The organism is Chryseobacterium sp. Tr-659 (assembly GCF_011752975.1).
Lineage (GTDB): Bacteria > Bacteroidota > Bacteroidia > Flavobacteriales > Weeksellaceae > Chryseobacterium.
Genome location: NZ_VWWP01000012.1, coordinates 23871 through 42577, shown reverse-complemented (window position 1 = coordinate 42577; position 18707 = coordinate 23871). Strand labels below are relative to the sequence as shown.

Genomic DNA, 18707 nt, shown 5'->3' with positions numbered 1-18707 from the left:
TGTATACTATACTATTCCTTTCAGAATGCCAGACTACCAGGCAAATTTGCTTTTCCGCCCTTTTACTTTTTCGCTGACTAAGCTTTTTCCAATAATACCAGACTGTGATCACTACCCGCCAGATGATTATAAAGAAGTATATTCTTCACACTGTCTTTTTTCTGTGTGTTAATCATCATAACTTCCGGAATCTGCTGCTCTTTAAGGATATGACAGGCTATAAACATGGAAAAACCACTAGCTGTATTGAATTCTCCACTCAAATGTTTATAATACAGCTGTGATGAATCTGGGAACAGATCAATCGCTTTTGTATAGTAAACATCAGACTCCGCATCTCCGCTGAATCCTAAAATAACAGCATCAATATCGTTCGTTGAAAGGTTATTTTGAGCTAAGAAATTTTGGATAAAATCCTGTACCTCGTTCAGTTCTACCTTGTTACTGATATGAATATTCTTAAGCTTTGCGTAAGAATTTTCCGTTTTATCTTTTCCTATCACAAAAAAGCTCGCACCTTCACCCCAGATCACTCCATTAGTATCGGACTGTAAATAATTAACGGGAAGATCTGTATCTTTTTTTATGGTATTGTTTAAGCGATATAGCTCCATTGTTCTGTCGGTCTGTTCATCCGTAGAACCTGCCAGAACATTTTCGGCTTCTCCGTCATTGATTTGAAGTTTAGCATCCAGGAGTGAAAACTCCAGTGAAGAAGAGGTATTTACATAAGTAAAATTATAAGCATGACACTGCAATCCAAGAGCAATTTGTCCTGCAACGGTATTGTGAGTGGATTGTATAAAAAATGTAGGCGTTAAAAATTCTTCATGGTTATCAATCACATTTTTCAGGAACTTTTCAGAATCCTGTGAGCAGCCCATTCCGGTTCCTACAATAATAGCATCCGGTTGTTCAATTCTTGCTTCTTTCAATGCATAATGTGAAGCTACGGAGCTCATTTTTACGGTTTTAGACATTCTTCTGATCATAGCCGGAGGGATGAACTCTTTGTAGTTCGGTTCTATTGCTTTGATGATCTGCGAAGTGTTTTCAGGTTTAAGATTCTGAAGGATATTCTCGTTTAATGTGTCCTGAACTGAGATACAGGATGCACTGTTGATGTATACTGCACTCATGATTTTGAAAAAATTAAAGTTGAACAGTTTCCTCCAAACCCGAATGAATTGGAAAGTACATGATTGATGTTCTTTTCTTTCAGTTCGGTAACCGGTGTTAAATCAAACTCTTCCATTTTCGTTTTAAAATTCAGATTTGGGAAAATGACACTGTGCTGCATGGTTAAAATTGAAAATACAGCTTCAATTCCTGCTGCTGCTGCCAATGTATGTCCTGTAAATGCTTTTGTAGAGCTGAATTCAGGGACCTGATTTTCTCCAAAGATTCTGATCATTGCAATACCTTCAGACAAGTCATTGTTGGGAGTTGCCGTTCCGTGAACATTGATGTAATCTATATTTTCTTTGGCTAAGCCGGAGATCTTCAAAGCTTGCTGCATCGCTAAAAATGCCCCCTGTCCGTTTTCTGAGGATGCAGTCTGATGATGGGCATCATTGGCATTTCCATATCCGGATAGGTAAGCTAAGACCTTTTTATTTTCTTTTTTGACTACTTCTTCAGATTCAAGAACCAGAAAAGCGGCTGCTTCACCAAGGTTCAGGCCTTTTCGGTCATTATCAAAAGGAGTATTATAAGAATCTGTAAGGATCATTAATGTATTGAATCCGTTCAGCGTAAATTTTGAAAGAGAGTCTGTTCCTCCAACAATAACACGGTCAAGAACTCCGTTCTTAATCAGTTTGGCTCCCATCATGATAGCATTGGCAGCCGAAGAACAGGCTGTGCTGATTGTGGAAACCATACCTTTTAACCCCAGGTAATCGGCAATAGCCAATGAGGAATTTCCGGCATCATGAGCATCAATATATTTTTGCTTTTCAGGAAAATCCTCATAGGTGTAGAAATACTTTTCGGTGATATCCATACCTCCTACACTGGTAGAAGAGATAAGCCCGGTTTTGTATTCGTTGATATCTGAGATTCCGGCACTTTCTACAGCTTCTTTTGCAGCAACCATTCCTAATAAAGAGGTTCTTGTCACATTGTTGTCTTCATTAAGCTGAAGCTTTTGTACAAGTTCTTCATTGGATAATTTTATTTCACCGGTTTTAATAGTTCCGGCGTGGCGGGTTTCAAACATCTGAATATCTGAAATTCCGTGTTGTCCGGATTGCAGGGAAATAAAATTTTCCTCCACATTATGTCCTATGGAGGAAATGATGCCCATTCCTGTTATGGCAATTTTTTGACTCATTGTATTCGATAATCTGACAGTGTATCAATCTAACAACTTACCAATAATTGCTGCATTGATACACTGTCAGATTGTTATAGTAATTTATTTCGTTCTGTTTTCTTCAATGAATTTAGCCATCGTATCGATAGACTGGAAAATTTCCTTTCCTTTTTTAGGATCAGCTAATTTGATTCCATAATCTTTATCAAGAAGAACGATAAGCTCCAATGCATCAATAGAATCAAGTCCTAATCCGCCACCAAATAATGGATCTCCATCTTTGATCTCTTCTACAGATACATCTTCAAGGTTAAGGACTTCAATAATTTTGTGTTTCAATTCTGTTTTTAAGTTTTCCATAATTTAATTAATTTACGAATGTATCAATGTACCAGTTTACCAATAGCTAAAATTGTTACATTTCTACATTGTTATATTGTTACATTTTTACAAGGTTAGCAAATATACAAAAGCTTTGTAATTTTCCTGATACAATTCTACCCAGCCGCACAATACTTTATCGGCCTTTCCGGATAGCAGAATCTGCTCAGAATAATCGTTTAAAAATTCCTCATCAAATTCATCCAGAACGAAAAAGGCATTTTCTGTCTGCATCTTATGCCTGATGCTGATTTCACCTACACAGATGTTGGGTAAAGTATAAACAAAAACTGCCGGACTCGGATAAAAGTTATCCTGATCGTTGATGCTTTCCTGATATTTAAAATCAGTATCCAGGCTTGATGCTCTGTTGGCAAAAACAATGGCAGTTCTGCTGTGGTCTTCATCTTTTAAAATGGTTTCAGCAGAAAGAAAGGCCAGTTTACTCAGATTATCCATTTTATGAAACTTAGGATAGGCTATGTCTAAACTTTTATAGGCTTCTTTAGCAAATTCCTGAAAAACTTCGTGCTGGCTTTCAAAAATAAGATTTCCGTTTACGGTTATCTTTGAATGTTCTATGGTGCAGGTACTTGTTGTCTTCATCATATTCGGGTTAACAATTTTCCAATACAACAGCTGCGTTACAACCGCCAAAACCAGAAGCTGTTTTCAAAATATATCTGATGGCTGCAGGCTGGTTTTCTTTAATGATGTTCAAAGGTTGGGAAACACCCATTTCTTCGAAGTTTCTGGATGGAATTAAAGTACTGTGAAGAGCGCTTTCCATAGAGATGATACTTTCCAGAAGTCCTGATGCACCCAGACAATGTCCATAGAATCCTTTCATACTGTTCAGGGGAACATGCTGTAATTCCATTCTGTTGAATGCGATAGCTTCCATTTCATCGTTATATAATGTTGCCGTTCCGTGGGCAGAGATAAAATCAATTTGTTCTGAAGAAACATTCGCTTCTGTCATTGCATTTTTGATACTGGCATACAAACCGTCACCTGTTCTTGATGGTCCGGAAATATGGTTGGCGTCATTCACTGCAGAATCTCCAAGAACCTTAAATCTGAATTTTTCATGTTCAGAAGGCTGTGAAGTGATGTACACGGCAGCGGCGGCTTCACCGATATTGATTCCGTTTCGGTTTTTATCATAAGGTTTGCAAGGTTCTGATCCTATCGCCTGAAATGAATTGAAGCCTGAAATAACAAATTCAGAAAGCTCATCTCCCGCAATAATGAAAGCGTCCTTGTACTTTCCTGCCTGAATTATATTTTTTGCCACTGAAATAGCCATTACTCCTGAAACACAAGCGTTGGAAATAACAATAGGCTTTGTTTTGAATCCAAAGAAGGCAGCTATTTTCTGAGCTAATTTTGATAAATAAACGCCCTCCGGTAATTCAGACTGGTTTTTAAGCAGACTGATGTTTCCTTTTGTTGTAGATAGGATAAAGGCAGTTTCTTCTGATATTGTATATTTTTCAACAAGAGGCTGAAGACTTAAAAGCAGCATCTTCTCCAGTCTTGTTAAATTTCGGATGTCATTCTGAGTACCGTTGAAGAACCTATTGAATTCTTCATTTATTTTCTCAGAATCAATCATGGAAGCGTAAAATGCCTCCTGATTGTCTATGATTTTGTGTAAAGCAACTCCAGATTTCCCATCTAAAAGAGCCTTCCAGTTGGAATCAACATTGAAACCTAACGGAGTTACACAGTTGTAGTCTGTGATGTAAATTTCCTTCCTCATGATAGTCCCATTTTGTCTTTCCAGGCTTGAAAAAATTCCGGATTGTATAAGCATAAGCTTCCGTTACTATCCAGAAAAACCTGAATGGTTTCTCCGCTGCAAACCAATTGATCTTCTTTATTGAAGAGTTCATATCTGTAGATGAGCTTGGCAGAAACAGAATTTATGTAGGTGGTTACAATTCTGAAAGTTTCTCCATATTTTAACGGGAGAAAATGCTCACAGGTACTTTTTACGATAGGTGTTACATATCCTGCATTCTGAATATCAAGATAGGTTAGGCCGTGCTGGCGGCCAAAAGCTTCTCTTCCGTCCTCAAAATAAACAATGTAATGACCATGCCAGACAATTCCCAGCGGATCTGTCTCATTGAATCTTACTCTTACTTCCTCGGTACAGGATAATATATTTTCTTTAGACTGCATTTTGTTTCTTTTCGTAAAAAATAGAAATGGATACGGTGGCAAGGTAAAATAAAAATAAGAATGCCAGTTCTTTGGCAATTCCTCCAATACCGCTGTTCCTTAAAATAATATCATAATAAGCATTCAGTCCCCAGTTCATAGGGGAGAACCTGGCTACGGTCTGCATAAATTCAGGCATTAAAAAAACCGGAACCCAGATCCCGCCGATGGCAGCAAGAACCACTACGGAAGTTGCTCCGAATGGGGCGGATTGTTCCTGAGTATCGGCAATAGTTCCCAATAGAACCCCAAAGCCAATGGCAGCCAATCCTGCAAATAAAGTTACCATAACCAGCTGGAACATCTTTCCTGATACATCAAAAGCCGGAAGATCCATATAAGGGAAAAGATAAATTCCTACCGCCACCATCAATAAAAACTGAATGATGCAAATGATAAGATAAGTAAATGTCTTTCCTAAAATATGAACGAAATACGGTGTAGGACTTATTCTTGCTCTTACGCTTGTACCCTGACTTTTTTCTTTTACCAGATTAATTGATAAAGGAACAACAATGAAAAATATTGCAAAAAGAGTCCATGCAGGAACATTATGCTGAACGGAATTCGGCATCACATCCATTGCTCCTTTTTTCGGAGTAATTTCTTTAAAGCTGATCAGGTTTTTATTTTCGTCAAGATTCTCTGTGGTTCCCAGCTGATCCTGGAAAGCTTTATAGATCTTTTTATTTTCAATCTCGAAAACCATTTTATTGACGGAGTTCATCACAGAGTTTTTGAATCCGGCATTGGTGGCAGGATCAAAATACAAATGAATTTCCTTTGCTTTAGGAGCGGCTGTTTTTACTTTTGTCGAATCATTTTCCAGACCGAATGAACTCACAATGGTCTGAACTTTAGAATCGATATTGGAGTTTAAATCCTTGGTTAAATTTTCAGGAATGACAATCGCCATCTGATAATCTCCGGCAAAAACTGCATCCTGAGCCGACTTCTCATTGAAATTGGTTAGTAACTGAAAGGTTTTACTGTTTTCCAGCTCACTTTTTATATTTTTTGAAACTTCAGATTTATCATTATCAATAAAAATGATCGGGATTTTTGATCCTTCAAGGTTTTTAAAGGTAGAATCCTGAATAAGGGTAATAGTTACAATCAGAAGTAAGGGCATCACAAAGATGATCACAATTCCTCCGATATCTCTTTTCAGCAGAAGAATTTCCTTAATAAAGCTTCTCCACAGTTTATACAACAACATCTCTTAATTCTTTTCCGGTTAATGAAATGAAAACATCTTCAAGGTTTTCCGCATTGGCAATCTGAGAAACAAGCTCTTCAGGGGTTCCTGCTGCGTGAATTTTTCCGTGATCAATGATAGCAATTTTAGTACAGAATTCTTCTGCTTCCGACAGGTGATGAGAAGTATAAATGATACAGGTTCCCTGTTTATTGAGATTCAAAAGATAGTCAATAATTGCTTTTTTGGATTGTACATCAACACCAACGGTTGGCTCATCTAAGAATAGAACTTTCGGATTGTGCAGGGTTCCGGCGATGAGGTTGCAACGGCGTTTCATTCCTCCTGAAAACTGTCCCACCTGTTTGTTGGCAAATTTTGAAAGGCCCATGATTTCCAGAGACTCATCAATAGCTTTGGTAAGCTGTTTATGTTTTAAACCATATAAACTTCCGAAGAACATCAGGTTTTCTTTAGCCGTAAGAGTAGGATAAATAGCATATTCCTGAGGAACAATGCCAATAATCTGTCTTATTTTGAAGCCTGAAGTATGTGGAGATAATCCGTTAATTGTAAATGATCCTGAAGTAGGTTTAATCAATCCTGAAAGCATAGAGATCAGGGTTGTTTTTCCGGCCCCGTTAGGCCCCAGAATACCATAGATTTCATTTTTGCTGATATTCAAAGAGATATCATTTACAGAAAACTCATCGGAATTTTTGTATTTTTTATATAAGTTTTTGATTTCAATCATATTCTCGGCCATATCAGATCGCTTTTCTCAGTTTTTTATAAAAAGCTTCTTCCAGATCCGCAATGTGCAGCATCGTTTTTGAAAGTTCATTGTAGATGTTGCTTTTTGAATTTCTGTTTTTATAAACCCTGGCAATATCTACTGCAAAATCTCTCCAAAGATCCCCTATTGAAGTGATCTCTTTTGATAATTCCTTTAGTTCATCATTTTTAAGAATGACAGCTGCTTCCTGCAGAAATGCTCCATAGATAAATCTGAACCCGCCGCCGCCGGTCCCAATTTCTTCCTGCATTCTGATCAGTTGTCCCAGGTAATGATTGGTTACTTTTGTTCCTTTCTTTTCTGCCCATTTCGGGATGCTTCTTGCTACCCATCGCATTGCTTTTACCCCGATAAGAGGTACCGGTGCCAGCATATTTTTGCAGGTATCCTTGATTCCTTTTTTAATAGCCTCTTCAAGGTTGATATTTTCGGGAACATACACCGGATAATACATGTGTCCTTTCGGAGGTAATGCTCCTTTTGCGTATCTTACTTTTTCAAGCTCTCCCTCAGAAAGGGAAGTGGTATAATCCATTACCGGATCACTGATAAGGAATTGCCCGTTTTCCTTTCCGTATACGACAAGGTTGTGGGCATTGAAATGGAATTTATATTCTTCAGGAAAGTAGGTAAGATTGAAAACTCCCACCTGAAGTCCGGTAGGTATATTTTGTTCTAAATTTCTTTCAAGAGCTTTTTGGGCATCTTTAGGATTTGAGAATTTTTCTCTTTTGATTTTAATTCCTAATCTTTTGGCTGCTTTACTGAAAATAGCACCCGGCATCGGACGATAGCTGAAGCCCGGAGCAAAATTCACCTTTAAAAAAGGAAGATAGACAAAAAACAATCCGGAGCCGATCCCGAAGATCATCGGCTCGCTTAGTTTCAGGCCTTTATTAAGCAGTAGATTAGAAGCAACACCGTTTTCGCAATGCGCAGTCTGATGGTGTTCAAAGTTTAATTTCATTAGCAGCTTGTATCTTTTTCATTGGTTAAACGAAATCAGGCAAAATATATACCTTATTATTTCATTTGTTTTCCATCGAAGTTTTTTAATTCATCCACTGAAATTCCAAATGCATCGGCATATTTTTTCAGTGCAGTTTCGCTTAGTGTTTTAAATATTCTGGGTTTAAAATGTCTTTTCACCCTCCATTGCCATATTCCTACATAAGAAGCAAGTACTCCCGGATCCATTTTATTAAGTTCCATAAAATAAACAATTGGGCTCACAATATGATTGGCAACATTTTGCCTGGCCTCCTCAATTCTTTCATGGATAAGCTCCATAGATTCATCCAGAGCGGCCTTCTTGGCATCCCATCCAGAGCTGTTGGCAGTGGTGTAATTATCGTTTTCATCCGTTACATACAGAACTTCTGTCATGTTGGCCGATTTCAGATTACTTTCGTCTTGAGGCAGGTCTTGTTTTTTCATCTAAATAATGTTAATTTTTTTAGATTCCAGATGAAATAGGGTTCACCTGTTTTGATTCTTTTAATCAGGTGGCTAAAATAGTGAAAATACATTATATGTAAATCATATTAAACCTGAGGTTGGTATCGTCGTGAGAAAGAGGCTGTATCAAAGATTAGAACATCGTTTTTAATCAAAAGTATAACTTGTTTTTTTACGATTTTAATGAGTAATACAGAAAATGAAATGATTATTTGTTCTTTTTGCATGGCATTATGAGTCAAATACTTATATTAACAAGGATTTTTCAAGCAATGAGTTTAACAAAACTTGTCTATTGGAATCTTAGAATATAATATGAGTCTTTATTCTAAAATATTTGTAACAGATCCGCTGTAACAAGTGTATTATATGATAAGACTAATGTTTTGAAATTTGAATATAAAAACAATTATTAAATAACAACTATGAAAAAGTTCTTTATTTCTGTTTCGCTTTTCTGCATGATAAGCGCAATGGCTCAGAAATTTGAAACCCAAAAGCAGACAGATGCTCAAGGGTATACCTATGAAACGGTAAAAAATGACCAATCGGGTGTAAGAGTGTACACTTTAAAAAACGGTCTGAAAGTTTATCTTGCTAAGAATGAGGATGCACCAAGAATTCAAACGTATATTCCTGTAAGAACAGGATCTAATAATGATCCGAGTGATAATACGGGATTGGCTCACTATCTTGAGCACATGGTGTTTAAAGGAACTTCGCATTTAGGAACTCAGGATTGGGCGAAGGAAAAGGTTTTATTGCAACAAATTTCTGATCTTTATGAACAGCATAAAGCAGAAAAAGATCCGGCAAAAAAGAAAGAACTTTATAAGAAGATTGACGAAGTTTCTCAGGAAGCTTCTAAATATGCCATCGCCAACGAGTATGATAAAGCAATTTCTTCACTGGGAGCTACCGGAACAAATGCTCATACCTGGCTGGATGAAACAGTTTATAAAAACAATATCCCTTCCAACGAATTGGAGAAATGGTTAAGAGTAGAAAAAGAACGTTTTTCAGAATTGGTGTTACGTCTTTTCCACACAGAACTAGAGGCAGTTTATGAAGAATATAACAGAGCGCAGGATAATGACGGCCGCCTGGTGAATTATGCTTTAATGGAAGCGCTTTTCCCAAAACATCCAAACGGACAGCAGACGACGATCGGAACTTCAGAACATTTGAAGAGCCCTTCAATGGAGGCAATCCACAAGTATTTTGATACTTATTATGTACCTAATAACATGGCAGTGGTGTTGGTTGGTGATCTTGATTTTGATAAAACTATAAAATTAGTTGATCAATATTTCGGCGCGTTTAAGTATAAAGAACTTCCGATGAAAAAGATGGTCACAGAGGAACCAATGACGCAGATTGTTTCCAGAACAGTAAAAAGTCCGTCTACCCCTAGAATGACAATAGCTTGGAGAACCGACTCTTACGGAACTCAGGAAGCAAGGCTTGCAGATGTTGTGGCTGAGATTTTAAGCAATAGAGGTGATGCAGGATTAATTGATCTTAATATCAATCAAAAACAAAAGACTCTTGGTGCGGGAGCTTATGAATCTCCTTTTAAGATGTACGGTTCTTTTGCTCTGGTAGTAACACCTAAAGAAGGACAAAGTTTTGATGAAGCTAAAAAATTACTGCTGGATCAATTGAATCTTGTGAAAAAAGGCGAGTTTCCGGACTGGATGCTGAAGGCTATCATCAATGATAAAAAGGTTCAGCGCATGAAGGGCTGGGAAACCGCTGATGGATTGGCTACTGAACTTTATGATTCTTATATTAAAGGGAGAACCTGGGAGCAGGAATTGGATGAGATCAATCAATATGAAAAAATCACAAAAGCAGATGTTGTCAAGTTTGCGAACAATTTCTTCAAAGACAATTATGTAGTGGTTTATAAGGAAAAAGGAGTGAATGATAAACTTGTTCGTGTAGAGAATCCGGGGATTACACCTATTAAACTGAACAGAGAAGCACAATCTCCTTTCCTTAAAGATATTTTAAATACAAAAGTTGCAGAAATCAAACCTGAGTTTATTGATTTTAAATCTGCAATCCAGACGTCACAAGTTAAGGACAAGACTATAAGCTTTGTAAAGAACAAATACAATGAGATTGCCCAGGTAAGTTATGTTTTCCCTTTCGGAACGGATAATGATAAGGAGCTTTCTCTTGCCGGAACAGCTTTTGAGTATTTTGGAACAGATAAATATACTCCCGAACAACTGAAAGAAGAATTCTATAAATTAGGAATCAGCTATAATCTGAGAACTTCCAGTGATCAGATGGTAATCACTTTAAGTGGTCTTGAAAATAACATGAAGAAAGGAGTAGAATTGATGAATCACTGGATGATGAATGTAAAAGCAGATAAAACAATTTACAGTCAGACGGTAAAAACAATTCTTGAATCAAGAGCGGCAGCCAAGAAAGATAAGGTAAGAATCATGGGTGCGCTTTCAAACTATGCTAAATATGGTAAAAACTCAAGAATGGCAGATGTTATTTCCAAAGATCGTCTTGAGAGTATTGATGCTACAGAGCTGATGAAAAAAGTAAAAACCCTGAACCAATATCCTTATCAGGTTTTCCTTTACGGACAGGATCAGTCTGGTTTAGAGAAAGCTGTTAAACCTTTCATCTCTAATACAAGCCTCCAGCCTGCACAGGCAAAAGAATATGCAGAGCCTGCTACTGAAGGAAAGGTATATTTCACCAATTATGATATGGTGCAGATGGAAATGTCCAAAGTGGCAAAAGGAAGCAATGTAAATCTTGGCAACTTTGGGAAAGCAAACGTTTTCAATGAATACTTTGGAAGAGGTTTATCTTCTATCGTTTTCCAGGAGATCAGAGAAAGTAAGTCATTGGCTTATACAGCTTATGTGTCTTATGCCAATGCTTCTGAAAAAGGACATGCCAATTATATCACCAATTATATAGGAACACAGGCGAATAAGCTGCCTTTAGCAGTAAATGCAATGAATGAGCTGATGGTTGCATTACCACAGATTCCTGCGCAGTTTGAAAACGCAAGAGGTTCCTCATTGAAGCAGATTGCTTCCAACAGAATCAACAGAACAAATATTTTCTTTAATCAGTTGGCACTGAAAAAGCTTGGTGTTGATTATGATATCAGAAAAGATATTTATTCAGAAATTCAGGGGTTGACACTGCCGCAGCTTACAGGATTCTATAATACTGAAGTGAAGCCTGTAAAATATAATACAGCAATTATCGGTAAGAAAGAAAACCTGAATATGGAATCTATCAATAAAATGGGAGATTTCCAGGAAGTATCACTTGAAGAAATTTTTGGATACTAATCTTTTAGTTGATATACTTATAAAGTGGAGCAGAAATGTTCCACTTTTTTTAGCTAAACATTTTTTCTTTATTGATGAATGTTTCACGGATTTGGATAATGTTTCACGTGAAATAATTCCTTATTTAAGGATGTTTTGTATGGTGTATTTTGTTGATTACTAATTGTTTGCGGGTGCTTTTGTTAGCAGAATGTAAATGAAAATGATGTTTTTTTACGAAAATTTTGTGAAGTATTCAATAGGAGTGGGCTTTAGCCTAGACTTAATTCTAAAAACAAAATGAATTTATTCAACAAATGAAAAAGCTGTACAAAAAATGTACAGCTTTCTTTATTTTAATTTGGGCTTTTCTTTATGATGTTACTTCCTGAATGAACAGATTAATCTCTGCTCTGATCAGTAATTCATCATTATTAAAAGTTTCACAGAAGATATGACAGATATTTTCAAACTGAGAAATAAGCGATGCCTTGGAGATAATCTTATCATTTACCTTTGGAAGGGCAAAAACTTCAATTTTCTTGATGTTGGTGATAAATCCGATCACCTTTGTGTCTGTTTCAGGATTCTCAAAAAAGCTTTGCCCAAGGATAGATGAACAGGTTTGCGCCAGATTTTCAATTAAACCTGCTTCAACAAACTCATGGTTGTGGACAAATATATTATCTTCTTTAATTTCAAAGGAAGTCACCACTTTTTCCTTGGTCAGTTCCAGAATATAGTCTGCCATCAACATCGGTTCACGATGAGGTAAAAAGTTGTGTATGTTAATGATATTATCTTCCTTTATTTCCATTTTCAGTTATTTTACAGCGGTTTTCATTTGTGATTTTGCAATCACTTCACCGTTCAGTCTGGTTACGATATCTACTAACGTTACTCCCATTATCTCATTAAGGATGGTTACCTCAGAACTCAGGTGATCTCCTGTTTTAGGCAGTATTTCAGCCTCAAACGACTTGATGGCTCCAATATACCCTGTAGGAGCATCTTTTCCCAACAGATAATATTTATATCCGGTATGAAGTGCAACACTTTGTGCCTGATGTTCTATTAGCCCTGAAGCCTGAAAAAAACCGTCCTGAATGAAGAGATTGCCTTCTTTTATCTCAAATCCCGATGTAAGATGATTTTCAGAATATTCCGTAAGCTCATGTACCATTACAAAAGGAAAACGCTGCGGAATAAGGCTTTCTACAAAATCTTTATCAGAGGTGGGTAATCTGTTTTCCATTAGCAAACCGTTAACAGTGAGCAAGAATAAGCAAATCTTCCACTTTCAGGAACACAAAGAAGTACTTTTTCTCCTTTTTTCAATGTCCCGGAATTCATTAATTCCTCTAAAGCAACAAAGATAGAGCCAGCACCGATGTTTCCGATGTCAGAAAGGTTATAGAACCATTTCTCAGCCGGGAAATCCATTCCCTTTTTAGCAAACTCATCTTTCAGTCCATCTTTGAAATAGCCGGAAGAGATATGTGCTAAAACATGATCAATTTTATCCGGATCCAGATTATGTTTGTCAAAAGAAGCCCTTAAACTTTCAGCTCCTTTTACAAGAATATATTTATCAAGGATTTTCGTATCCTGCTTAATCGCGAAAATAGATTGCTTCAACCATTCATCCGAAGGGTAATCTGCCCATGATTTTAAGCTTCCGTCTTCCTGTTTGTCGCATCCTGCATACATACATGCTTCAATCTCGTGAGCGTAAGAATAAAAATCTATGAATTCTATTTTTAAAGAAACTCCTGTTTCTCTTGGTTTATTTTCCAATAAGAAAGCTCCGGCTCCATCAGAAAGCATCCATCTAAGGAATTCTCTTTTGAAAGCAATGATAGGTCTCTCTTCCAGTAATATCAGGTTTTCGGCTTCATGGTTGAATTTATCTGCAGTCATCCAGGCAGACATTCTTTCGGAACCTGCGCATACTGCGCTATCCTGTACACCTGCTTTTACAGAAAGAAATCCGTAGTTAAGAGCATTCATACCCGAGTTGCAAAGACCTGTTGCAGTATTAATCTCAATAGATTTTCCGATGTTCAGTTCACCGTGAACCATAGAAGCGTGAGAAGGCTGGATCTGGTCCGGTGAAGTAGTTCCTACAGATAATAATTTCATATCTTCCTTTTTGAAATTTTCGTCAAAAAGTCCTTCTATTGCTTTTGCAGTAAGCTGCGCATTGGAGTGCGTAGGGTTTCCTTCTTTGTCTAAAGCATAGTACCTTGTCGTAATTTTATTATTTCTTAGGATAAGTGATTTTGCTTTAGATGGCGCATCATTGATAAGCCCAAGATAAGTCTCCATTTCATCATTCGCTACCGGCTCATTGGGTAAGTATTTTGATGCTTTTGTTATAAATACGTCGTACATTCTATTTTAAATTAATTCCTTGTAAATATCTTTTTTGTTTTTGTCTTTTAAACCAAAATATTGGGGTAGTAAGCAGGTGTAATACCAACACGACAGGTGAGATAATCCATATCGCAGCCATCAAATATACCTTAAAGAATTTTATCAGCAATGGACGTTTCTCTTTTTTCTTGATTATCAGGTTAGACCATACCGTAAAAATTTTATTACCCACCTTCTCTACCCGTACCAGAAACGGACGGATTTCAATGGCCCCGTTTTTAACAAGATCAGGTTGTAAAGCATTAAGATCATTGTTCTTAAAATGTTTTTCAATAATCTGGCCATACTTTACCGAACCGGAAATTTCTTCATCGGAAACACCTGCTGCAGGAAGCATCCCGGACTTTTCTTTCTGCCCCGTTGTCAGCCAGCGAAGAATGGTCAGTACACTGGTGTAATTATCATGGCGGTCTACCAGGGCAATGTTTCCTACAAGTTTGGCTTTTAAGTCTCTTAAATAGAGTTTGAGTTTTTCCTGTGAAAGCATCCACATATTTCTGGTTCCGGAAATGGTAACCACAGGTGTATCCTTGAGAATCTTTCCTGCATAATCACTTTTCAGGAAGGAAATAATCGGGATGGATGGAGTAAGGTACCACACCTGATATCCAAACAGGATCAGGTCATATTTTTTATGAAGTATCTCTTCTGACGGAGGTACTATTTCTTTTGGAATTTGTAGATAAGATTCCGGGAAAGTGTTGAAAAAAACATCACTTGGCCATGGAAAAGGGAAGTCTTCCTTCAGTTGAATATTATAATAGGTGATATCATATTCTTCCTTTCGAGCCTCAAAAGGTCTGGCTATATTTCTCACAATATCTTCCAATTGGCCGGTTTGTGAATAATATATGACAAGTATATTCTTTCTCATTAGTTTTTATTTAGCGTTTACAAAAATATGTTTTTCATATTTATTATTGGGCTTTAAATACTTTTATGAATTCAGTACTCAATTCTAATGTATAATTTTCACTTACAAACGAAGTGTCTTTGGTATTTATAAAAATGATGGTGTCAGGATGAACCGGAAGATCATTCGTTTTAAAACCGTCATCCGAGATCAAAAGCACATCAATTGTTTTATTGATTTCCGAAAGGTCTTTTATATAATGTATCTTTCTTCTTTTTATCAGGTAACTATGGGCGGCGGTTTCTCTTTTTTCATCATTTCTGATCAGTGAAAAGACTCTTCTGCTCGCCTGATATAATGTTAATAAAACATCTTTTTGTCCGAAGTCATCAGCAATATGAAGAATACTTGCGTCGGAGGAGATATATTTGTTGAGCTCAAAATATACTGATTTGTTGGTGTTGAAATCATCTTTCACAGCCTTTATTACTTCAGCATCTTTGTATAAGAAACTTAAGAATAATTTCTTTTTAAAATAATTTTCATCCTCAACCTCTTCTCTTAGTTTAGCGAACTCTTCTCTGAAATAAGCATTGATCTTTTTCGTTCTCTCAGAGTAATTTTTACCAAAGCTCATGTCATCCTTGATGATTCTGTTACCTACCTTCACTGTAATACTTCCATCATAGATGATGAAATCTCCTTTAGGCAGTACTTCAGAATTTCCGTGGATATAAAGAGGAAGAATATCTAATCCGAATTGTTCGGCAAGATAAAATGCCCCTTTATGGAATCTCTTTACATCATTGGTGTAAGAACGTTCCGCTTCTGGAAATACAACAAGAGAATACCCTTGCTCAATCTTTTCTTTTAGTTTATCCATTCCATTTTCTATCCCTTGGGAAACAGGATAAAATCCCAGTGCTCTTACCAGTTTTCCGAAAACAGGAGACTGATACACCCAGTCATTAACAAGATAAATGATTTTATGAGTGGCCATGGCAATAGCCAGGGTGTCCAGGAAAGAAGTATGATTGGCAATAATTACTGCAGGTTTGCTGAAATCTTCAGCCGTATTTTTAATAACTCTTTTCTTTACAAAAGGATTCGAATACAATACGGATGTTAAAAATTTCGCCAGAATTAGTTTTATGATGTCTAAAGTTCTGCCTTTAGAGTTTTTAACAAAAAAACTTCCGAAAGCTGAGAATATCAATCCGCCCAATCCATAATAAAGAAACGAAAAAACGGACTGGAAGAACATTCTGAATGTAATGGGAGACAGCCCTTTCTTTGCACGGTTGGTGATAAGTAATCTGAACCAGAAAGGATATAATGTAGATGTAATAATAATCACTGAGAACATCCCTATTAAAGCAACCAAAGCCAGCGAATGTAAAGCAGGATGTTTGGCAAAAATAAGGGAGCCAATAGAAAGGATTGTTGTGAAGACCGCAAGAATAATTGAAATTCTGTAGGTTGGCAATTCATTCTTTCCTGTTGTGTGTTCTTTTTGCATGGCCTGTGTAAGGAAAATACTGAAATCATCTCCTACACCGAATACCAGTGTACACACCACGGTGCTGAAGATATTTAATTCCAAACCTAAAAAATAAAGAATTCCGGCTGTTACAACACCCGTTAGAACAATGGGGAACATGGTAAGAACAGTTAGTTCAAAATTCCGGAAGAAAACAATGATCGTTAAAATGATTGCTAAAAGTGAATAGTTGATCAAAGTACTGAAATCCCTCTTCAGCAGCCCGAGGAAGTTTTCATTCATCTGCTGGCGATCGATAGCAAGAGCATCGTGCTTTTTTTCAATATCCTTGATGAAGGCATCTCTTTTGGTTTCATCCACTTTTACCACATTAGAAACCGTGTAGAAACCATTTTCATGGCTCATGAATTCTGAGATCTGAAGTGCTTTTACTTTTTCGTAATCTTTCAGACTTAGTGTAGCATAGTTTTTATGTAAAACCTCATTGAAATTATCAAATGCGGAACTGTTGAACCCGAATTTGTTTCCATTGCTGATCAATTCGGAAATGATCTGATTTTTTTTATTGTCATTCCAGAAGCGGTTCCATTCCTCAATCTTTTTCTGCTGATCTTTTTCAGAGAGAACGATATTGCCAATAGAGCTGTAGCTTAGGATTTTGCCATCTTTTTTTTCTTTTTCGAGGAAATTATTCAAATTCGAATTCCTGGTCAGCGCCTGCTCTTCTGAATTTCCATAGGAAATGGTGTAAATAGATTTTGAAGTGATATCCGAAAGCTTTTGTAGTTTGGCTTCACTGATCTTCAGCTCTTTAGGAATATAATTCAGATCCCCGATATCTTCATTGAAGCCCACGTGTCTGAACCCGAAAAGACAGGCAATAATAATGACAGTGCATCCTATGATTAATGGCTTATTTTTCTCATAAGGATAAGACCCGATTCTATCAATAAAGTTGGTGTTATGCTTTTCTTCTAATGCTTTGGGTTTATAAAGCTGAGGAACAATGATGAGAGCGGTAATTGAAGATAAAATGACTGTAATGGCGGCAAAGAGGCCAAGATCCTTCAACGCTTCGGAACGTACAAAAACAAGACACAGGAAGGAAACGGCAGTTGTTGCACTGCTCAAAACAATGGGCTGTGTAATTTCTTTATAAAGTTCCTCAATATTGTTATTGTGTTTATAATGGGTAAGAATATGCAAGGCATAATCTATCGTGATTCCGATGAGGATGGCACCCACACTTAATGAAATTGCTGAGATCTTGTCTTTAATAAAATACAAGATCAGTAAGGCCAGGAGTACCGAAAAAACAGTTGGTAAAAAGACAATGATGGGTGTAAAGAAGTTTCTGAAATAATAGATCAGCAGGATCAAAAGCACGGTCAAAGAAATAACCACTGTATTCTGAATATCTTTTTTGATCTGTTGAGCATTGGCTACAGCAATTACCGGAGAACCGAAATAACTTAGTTCCGTTTTTCCTTTAAATTGTTTGTTAATGCTGTCTTTTATAAGATTGAGCTGATCTACAAATGCTTCGTTGGCTTTTGTATCATTGCTTTTATTCTTAGGGTCAATGAAAAGTAAAAGATTTTTTCCATCTTTGGTTACAATGTAGCTGTCTTCAAGTTTAAAGTCTTTGCTTATGTTTAATGCATTTAATTTTTTGATTCCGAGAAAGGTGAGTCCCAGAGGATCTTTTTTGATAAACTCTTTTGTTACAAGACTTGTGGGAGAAACCAAAGAAATATAATTGCTTTCTACCTGTTTGGAAATGCTGTCTTTCTGAAGCTTATTTTCAATCTCTTTGTAATCTGTTTCATTAAGGAACAATGGCAGGTTTTGGTTGACGAAGTCAAAGGTTTCTGAAATTTCATGATCATTCACTTTCCCCTGAACAGAGCCGATATACTTTTGTAAAGGCTCAATTTTCTTCAGGAAAGTATCTGCAGTTTCAGAAAGCAGAAAGCTGTCTTCTCCGGATTTGTTTTCAATGATTACAATGATCTTATCCGAAAAGTTAAGCTGTTTAAGAACCTTTGCTGTAAGATCTGATTTCTCGTTTTTAGGAATAATCTGATTGATGTCCTCCTCAAAATTAATCCTGGAAGCAAAGAAGAGACATAAAACGGCAATTCCTAAAGCTGTGAGTACAGAAAGGATCTTATTTTTGGAGATCAGATAATATAAAAATATAAAAAAGCGATGCATTGCA

16 protein-coding genes are annotated in these 18707 nt (G+C 36.7%); 1 reads left to right on the top strand and 15 read right to left on the bottom strand.

Annotated elements, in window-relative coordinates:
• Nucleotides 1–77 precede the first annotated feature (77 nt).
• From F3J23_RS20025 to F3J23_RS19980, 10 genes are all read right to left on the bottom strand, one after another.
• A complete protein-coding gene (locus F3J23_RS20025) occupies nt 78–1139 on the bottom strand; it encodes a beta-ketoacyl synthase N-terminal-like domain-containing protein (RefSeq protein WP_167033073.1) in 1062 nt (353 codons plus the stop codon).
• The gene (locus F3J23_RS20020; protein WP_167033071.1) at nt 1136–2335 is read right to left on the bottom strand and encodes a beta-ketoacyl-[acyl-carrier-protein] synthase family protein; all 1200 of its coding nucleotides are present in this window, start codon (nt 2333–2335) and stop codon (nt 1136–1138) included. The genes F3J23_RS20025 and F3J23_RS20020 overlap by 4 nt, the downstream gene beginning before the upstream one ends.
• 84 nt (nt 2336–2419) lie before the next feature.
• On the bottom strand, nt 2420–2677 hold the full coding sequence (locus F3J23_RS20015) for a phosphopantetheine-binding protein (protein WP_167033069.1): 258 nt from the start codon (nt 2675–2677) through the stop codon (nt 2420–2422).
• Nucleotides 2678–2764: 87 nt separating this feature from the next.
• Nucleotides 2765–3304, bottom strand: coding sequence for a 3-oxoacyl-ACP synthase (locus F3J23_RS20010; protein ID WP_167033179.1), 540 nt, complete (start codon nt 3302–3304; stop codon nt 2765–2767).
• 10 nt (nt 3305–3314) lie between these two features.
• Nucleotides 3315–4463 carry a beta-ketoacyl synthase N-terminal-like domain-containing protein gene (locus tag F3J23_RS20005; protein WP_167033068.1) on the bottom strand — a complete coding sequence of 383 codons (1149 nt, stop codon included), beginning with the start codon at nt 4461–4463 and terminating at the stop codon, nt 3315–3317.
• Complete coding sequence (locus tag F3J23_RS20000; protein ID WP_167033066.1) at nt 4460–4888, bottom strand: acyl-CoA thioesterase; 429 nt, start codon at nt 4886–4888, stop codon at nt 4460–4462. Before F3J23_RS20000 ends, F3J23_RS20005 begins: the two co-directional genes overlap by 4 nt.
• Entirely contained in the window at nt 4878–6146 is a 1269-nt protein-coding gene (locus F3J23_RS19995) for an ABC transporter permease (RefSeq protein ID WP_167033064.1), read from the bottom strand. Before F3J23_RS19995 ends, F3J23_RS20000 begins: the two co-directional genes overlap by 11 nt.
• Nucleotides 6133–6891, bottom strand: a complete 759-nt coding sequence (locus tag F3J23_RS19990; protein WP_167033062.1) for an ABC transporter ATP-binding protein — start codon at nt 6889–6891, stop codon at nt 6133–6135. Before F3J23_RS19990 ends, F3J23_RS19995 begins: the two co-directional genes overlap by 14 nt.
• 1 nt (nt 6892) lies before the next feature.
• Nucleotides 6893–7888: a BtrH N-terminal domain-containing protein gene (locus F3J23_RS19985; protein WP_167033060.1), complete on the bottom strand. Its 996-nt coding sequence runs from the start codon at nt 7886–7888 to the stop codon at nt 6893–6895.
• A 56-nt stretch (nt 7889–7944) separates the two neighbouring features.
• Nucleotides 7945–8358 carry a hypothetical protein gene (locus tag F3J23_RS19980; RefSeq protein WP_167033058.1) on the bottom strand — a complete coding sequence of 138 codons (414 nt, stop codon included), beginning with the start codon at nt 8356–8358 and terminating at the stop codon, nt 7945–7947.
• A 446-nt stretch (nt 8359–8804) separates the two neighbouring features.
• Here F3J23_RS19980 and F3J23_RS19975 point away from each other — a divergent pair, with 446 nt between their 5' ends.
• Nucleotides 8805–11717: a M16 family metallopeptidase gene (locus tag F3J23_RS19975; protein ID WP_167033056.1), complete on the top strand. Its 2913-nt coding sequence runs from the start codon at nt 8805–8807 to the stop codon at nt 11715–11717.
• Nucleotides 11718–12069: 352 nt separating this feature from the next.
• Here F3J23_RS19975 and F3J23_RS19970 read toward each other — a convergent pair whose 3' ends face one another.
• Genes F3J23_RS19970 through F3J23_RS19950 form a run of 5 tightly spaced genes read right to left on the bottom strand, consistent with a single transcriptional unit; the run spans nt 12070 to nt 18703 of the window.
• The gene (locus tag F3J23_RS19970) at nt 12070–12513 is read right to left on the bottom strand and encodes an ABC transporter permease (protein WP_167033054.1); all 444 of its coding nucleotides are present in this window, start codon (nt 12511–12513) and stop codon (nt 12070–12072) included.
• Between the two features lie 6 nt (nt 12514–12519).
• The gene (locus F3J23_RS19965; protein WP_167033052.1) at nt 12520–12951 is read right to left on the bottom strand and encodes a hypothetical protein; all 432 of its coding nucleotides are present in this window, start codon (nt 12949–12951) and stop codon (nt 12520–12522) included.
• On the bottom strand, nt 12951–14090 hold the full coding sequence (locus tag F3J23_RS19960) for a beta-ketoacyl-ACP synthase III (RefSeq protein ID WP_167033050.1): 1140 nt from the start codon (nt 14088–14090) through the stop codon (nt 12951–12953). The genes F3J23_RS19965 and F3J23_RS19960 overlap by 1 nt, the downstream gene beginning before the upstream one ends.
• A 1-nt stretch (nt 14091) precedes the next feature.
• Nucleotides 14092–15006, bottom strand: a complete 915-nt coding sequence (locus F3J23_RS19955; RefSeq protein WP_167033048.1) for a dialkylrecorsinol condensing enzyme DarA — start codon at nt 15004–15006, stop codon at nt 14092–14094.
• A 43-nt stretch (nt 15007–15049) separates the two neighbouring features.
• Nucleotides 15050–18703 (bottom strand): MMPL family transporter, encoded by a 3654-nt coding sequence (locus tag F3J23_RS19950; protein WP_167033046.1) that lies wholly within the window; start codon nt 18701–18703, stop codon nt 15050–15052.
• Between the last annotated feature and the right edge of the window lie 4 nt (nt 18704–18707).

Bases quoted from the DNA above. Each gene is read 5' to 3' on its own strand.
- F3J23_RS20025 (WP_167033073.1), bottom strand. From the start codon at position 1,139: ATGAGTGCAGTATACATCAACAGTGCATCCTGTATCTCAGTTCAGGAC.
- F3J23_RS19990 (WP_167033062.1), bottom strand. From the start codon at position 6,891: ATGGCCGAGAATATGATTGAAATCAAAAACTTATATAAAAAATACAAA.
- F3J23_RS19995 (WP_167033064.1), bottom strand. From the start codon at position 6,146: ATGTTGTTGTATAAACTGTGGAGAAGCTTTATTAAGGAAATTCTTCTG.
- F3J23_RS19950 (WP_167033046.1), bottom strand. From the start codon at position 18,703: ATGCATCGCTTTTTTATATTTTTATATTATCTGATCTCCAAAAATAAG.
- F3J23_RS20005 (WP_167033068.1), bottom strand. From the start codon at position 4,463: ATGAGGAAGGAAATTTACATCACAGACTACAACTGTGTAACTCCGTTA.
- F3J23_RS19985 (WP_167033060.1), bottom strand. From the start codon at position 7,888: ATGAAATTAAACTTTGAACACCATCAGACTGCGCATTGCGAAAACGGT.
- F3J23_RS20015 (WP_167033069.1), bottom strand. From the start codon at position 2,677: ATGGAAAACTTAAAAACAGAATTGAAACACAAAATTATTGAAGTCCTT.
- F3J23_RS19975 (WP_167033056.1), top strand. From the start codon at position 8,805: ATGAAAAAGTTCTTTATTTCTGTTTCGCTTTTCTGCATGATAAGCGCA.
- F3J23_RS20010 (WP_167033179.1), bottom strand. From the start codon at position 3,304: ATGAAGACAACAAGTACCTGCACCATAGAACATTCAAAGATAACCGTA.
- F3J23_RS19970 (WP_167033054.1), bottom strand. From the start codon at position 12,513: ATGGAAATAAAGGAAGATAATATCATTAACATACACAACTTTTTACCT.
- F3J23_RS20000 (WP_167033066.1), bottom strand. From the start codon at position 4,888: ATGCAGTCTAAAGAAAATATATTATCCTGTACCGAGGAAGTAAGAGTA.
- F3J23_RS19960 (WP_167033050.1), bottom strand. From the start codon at position 14,090: ATGTACGACGTATTTATAACAAAAGCATCAAAATACTTACCCAATGAG.
- F3J23_RS19980 (WP_167033058.1), bottom strand. From the start codon at position 8,358: ATGAAAAAACAAGACCTGCCTCAAGACGAAAGTAATCTGAAATCGGCC.
- F3J23_RS19965 (WP_167033052.1), bottom strand. From the start codon at position 12,951: ATGGAAAACAGATTACCCACCTCTGATAAAGATTTTGTAGAAAGCCTT.
- F3J23_RS20020 (WP_167033071.1), bottom strand. From the start codon at position 2,335: ATGAGTCAAAAAATTGCCATAACAGGAATGGGCATCATTTCCTCCATA.
- F3J23_RS19955 (WP_167033048.1), bottom strand. From the start codon at position 15,006: ATGAGAAAGAATATACTTGTCATATATTATTCACAAACCGGCCAATTG.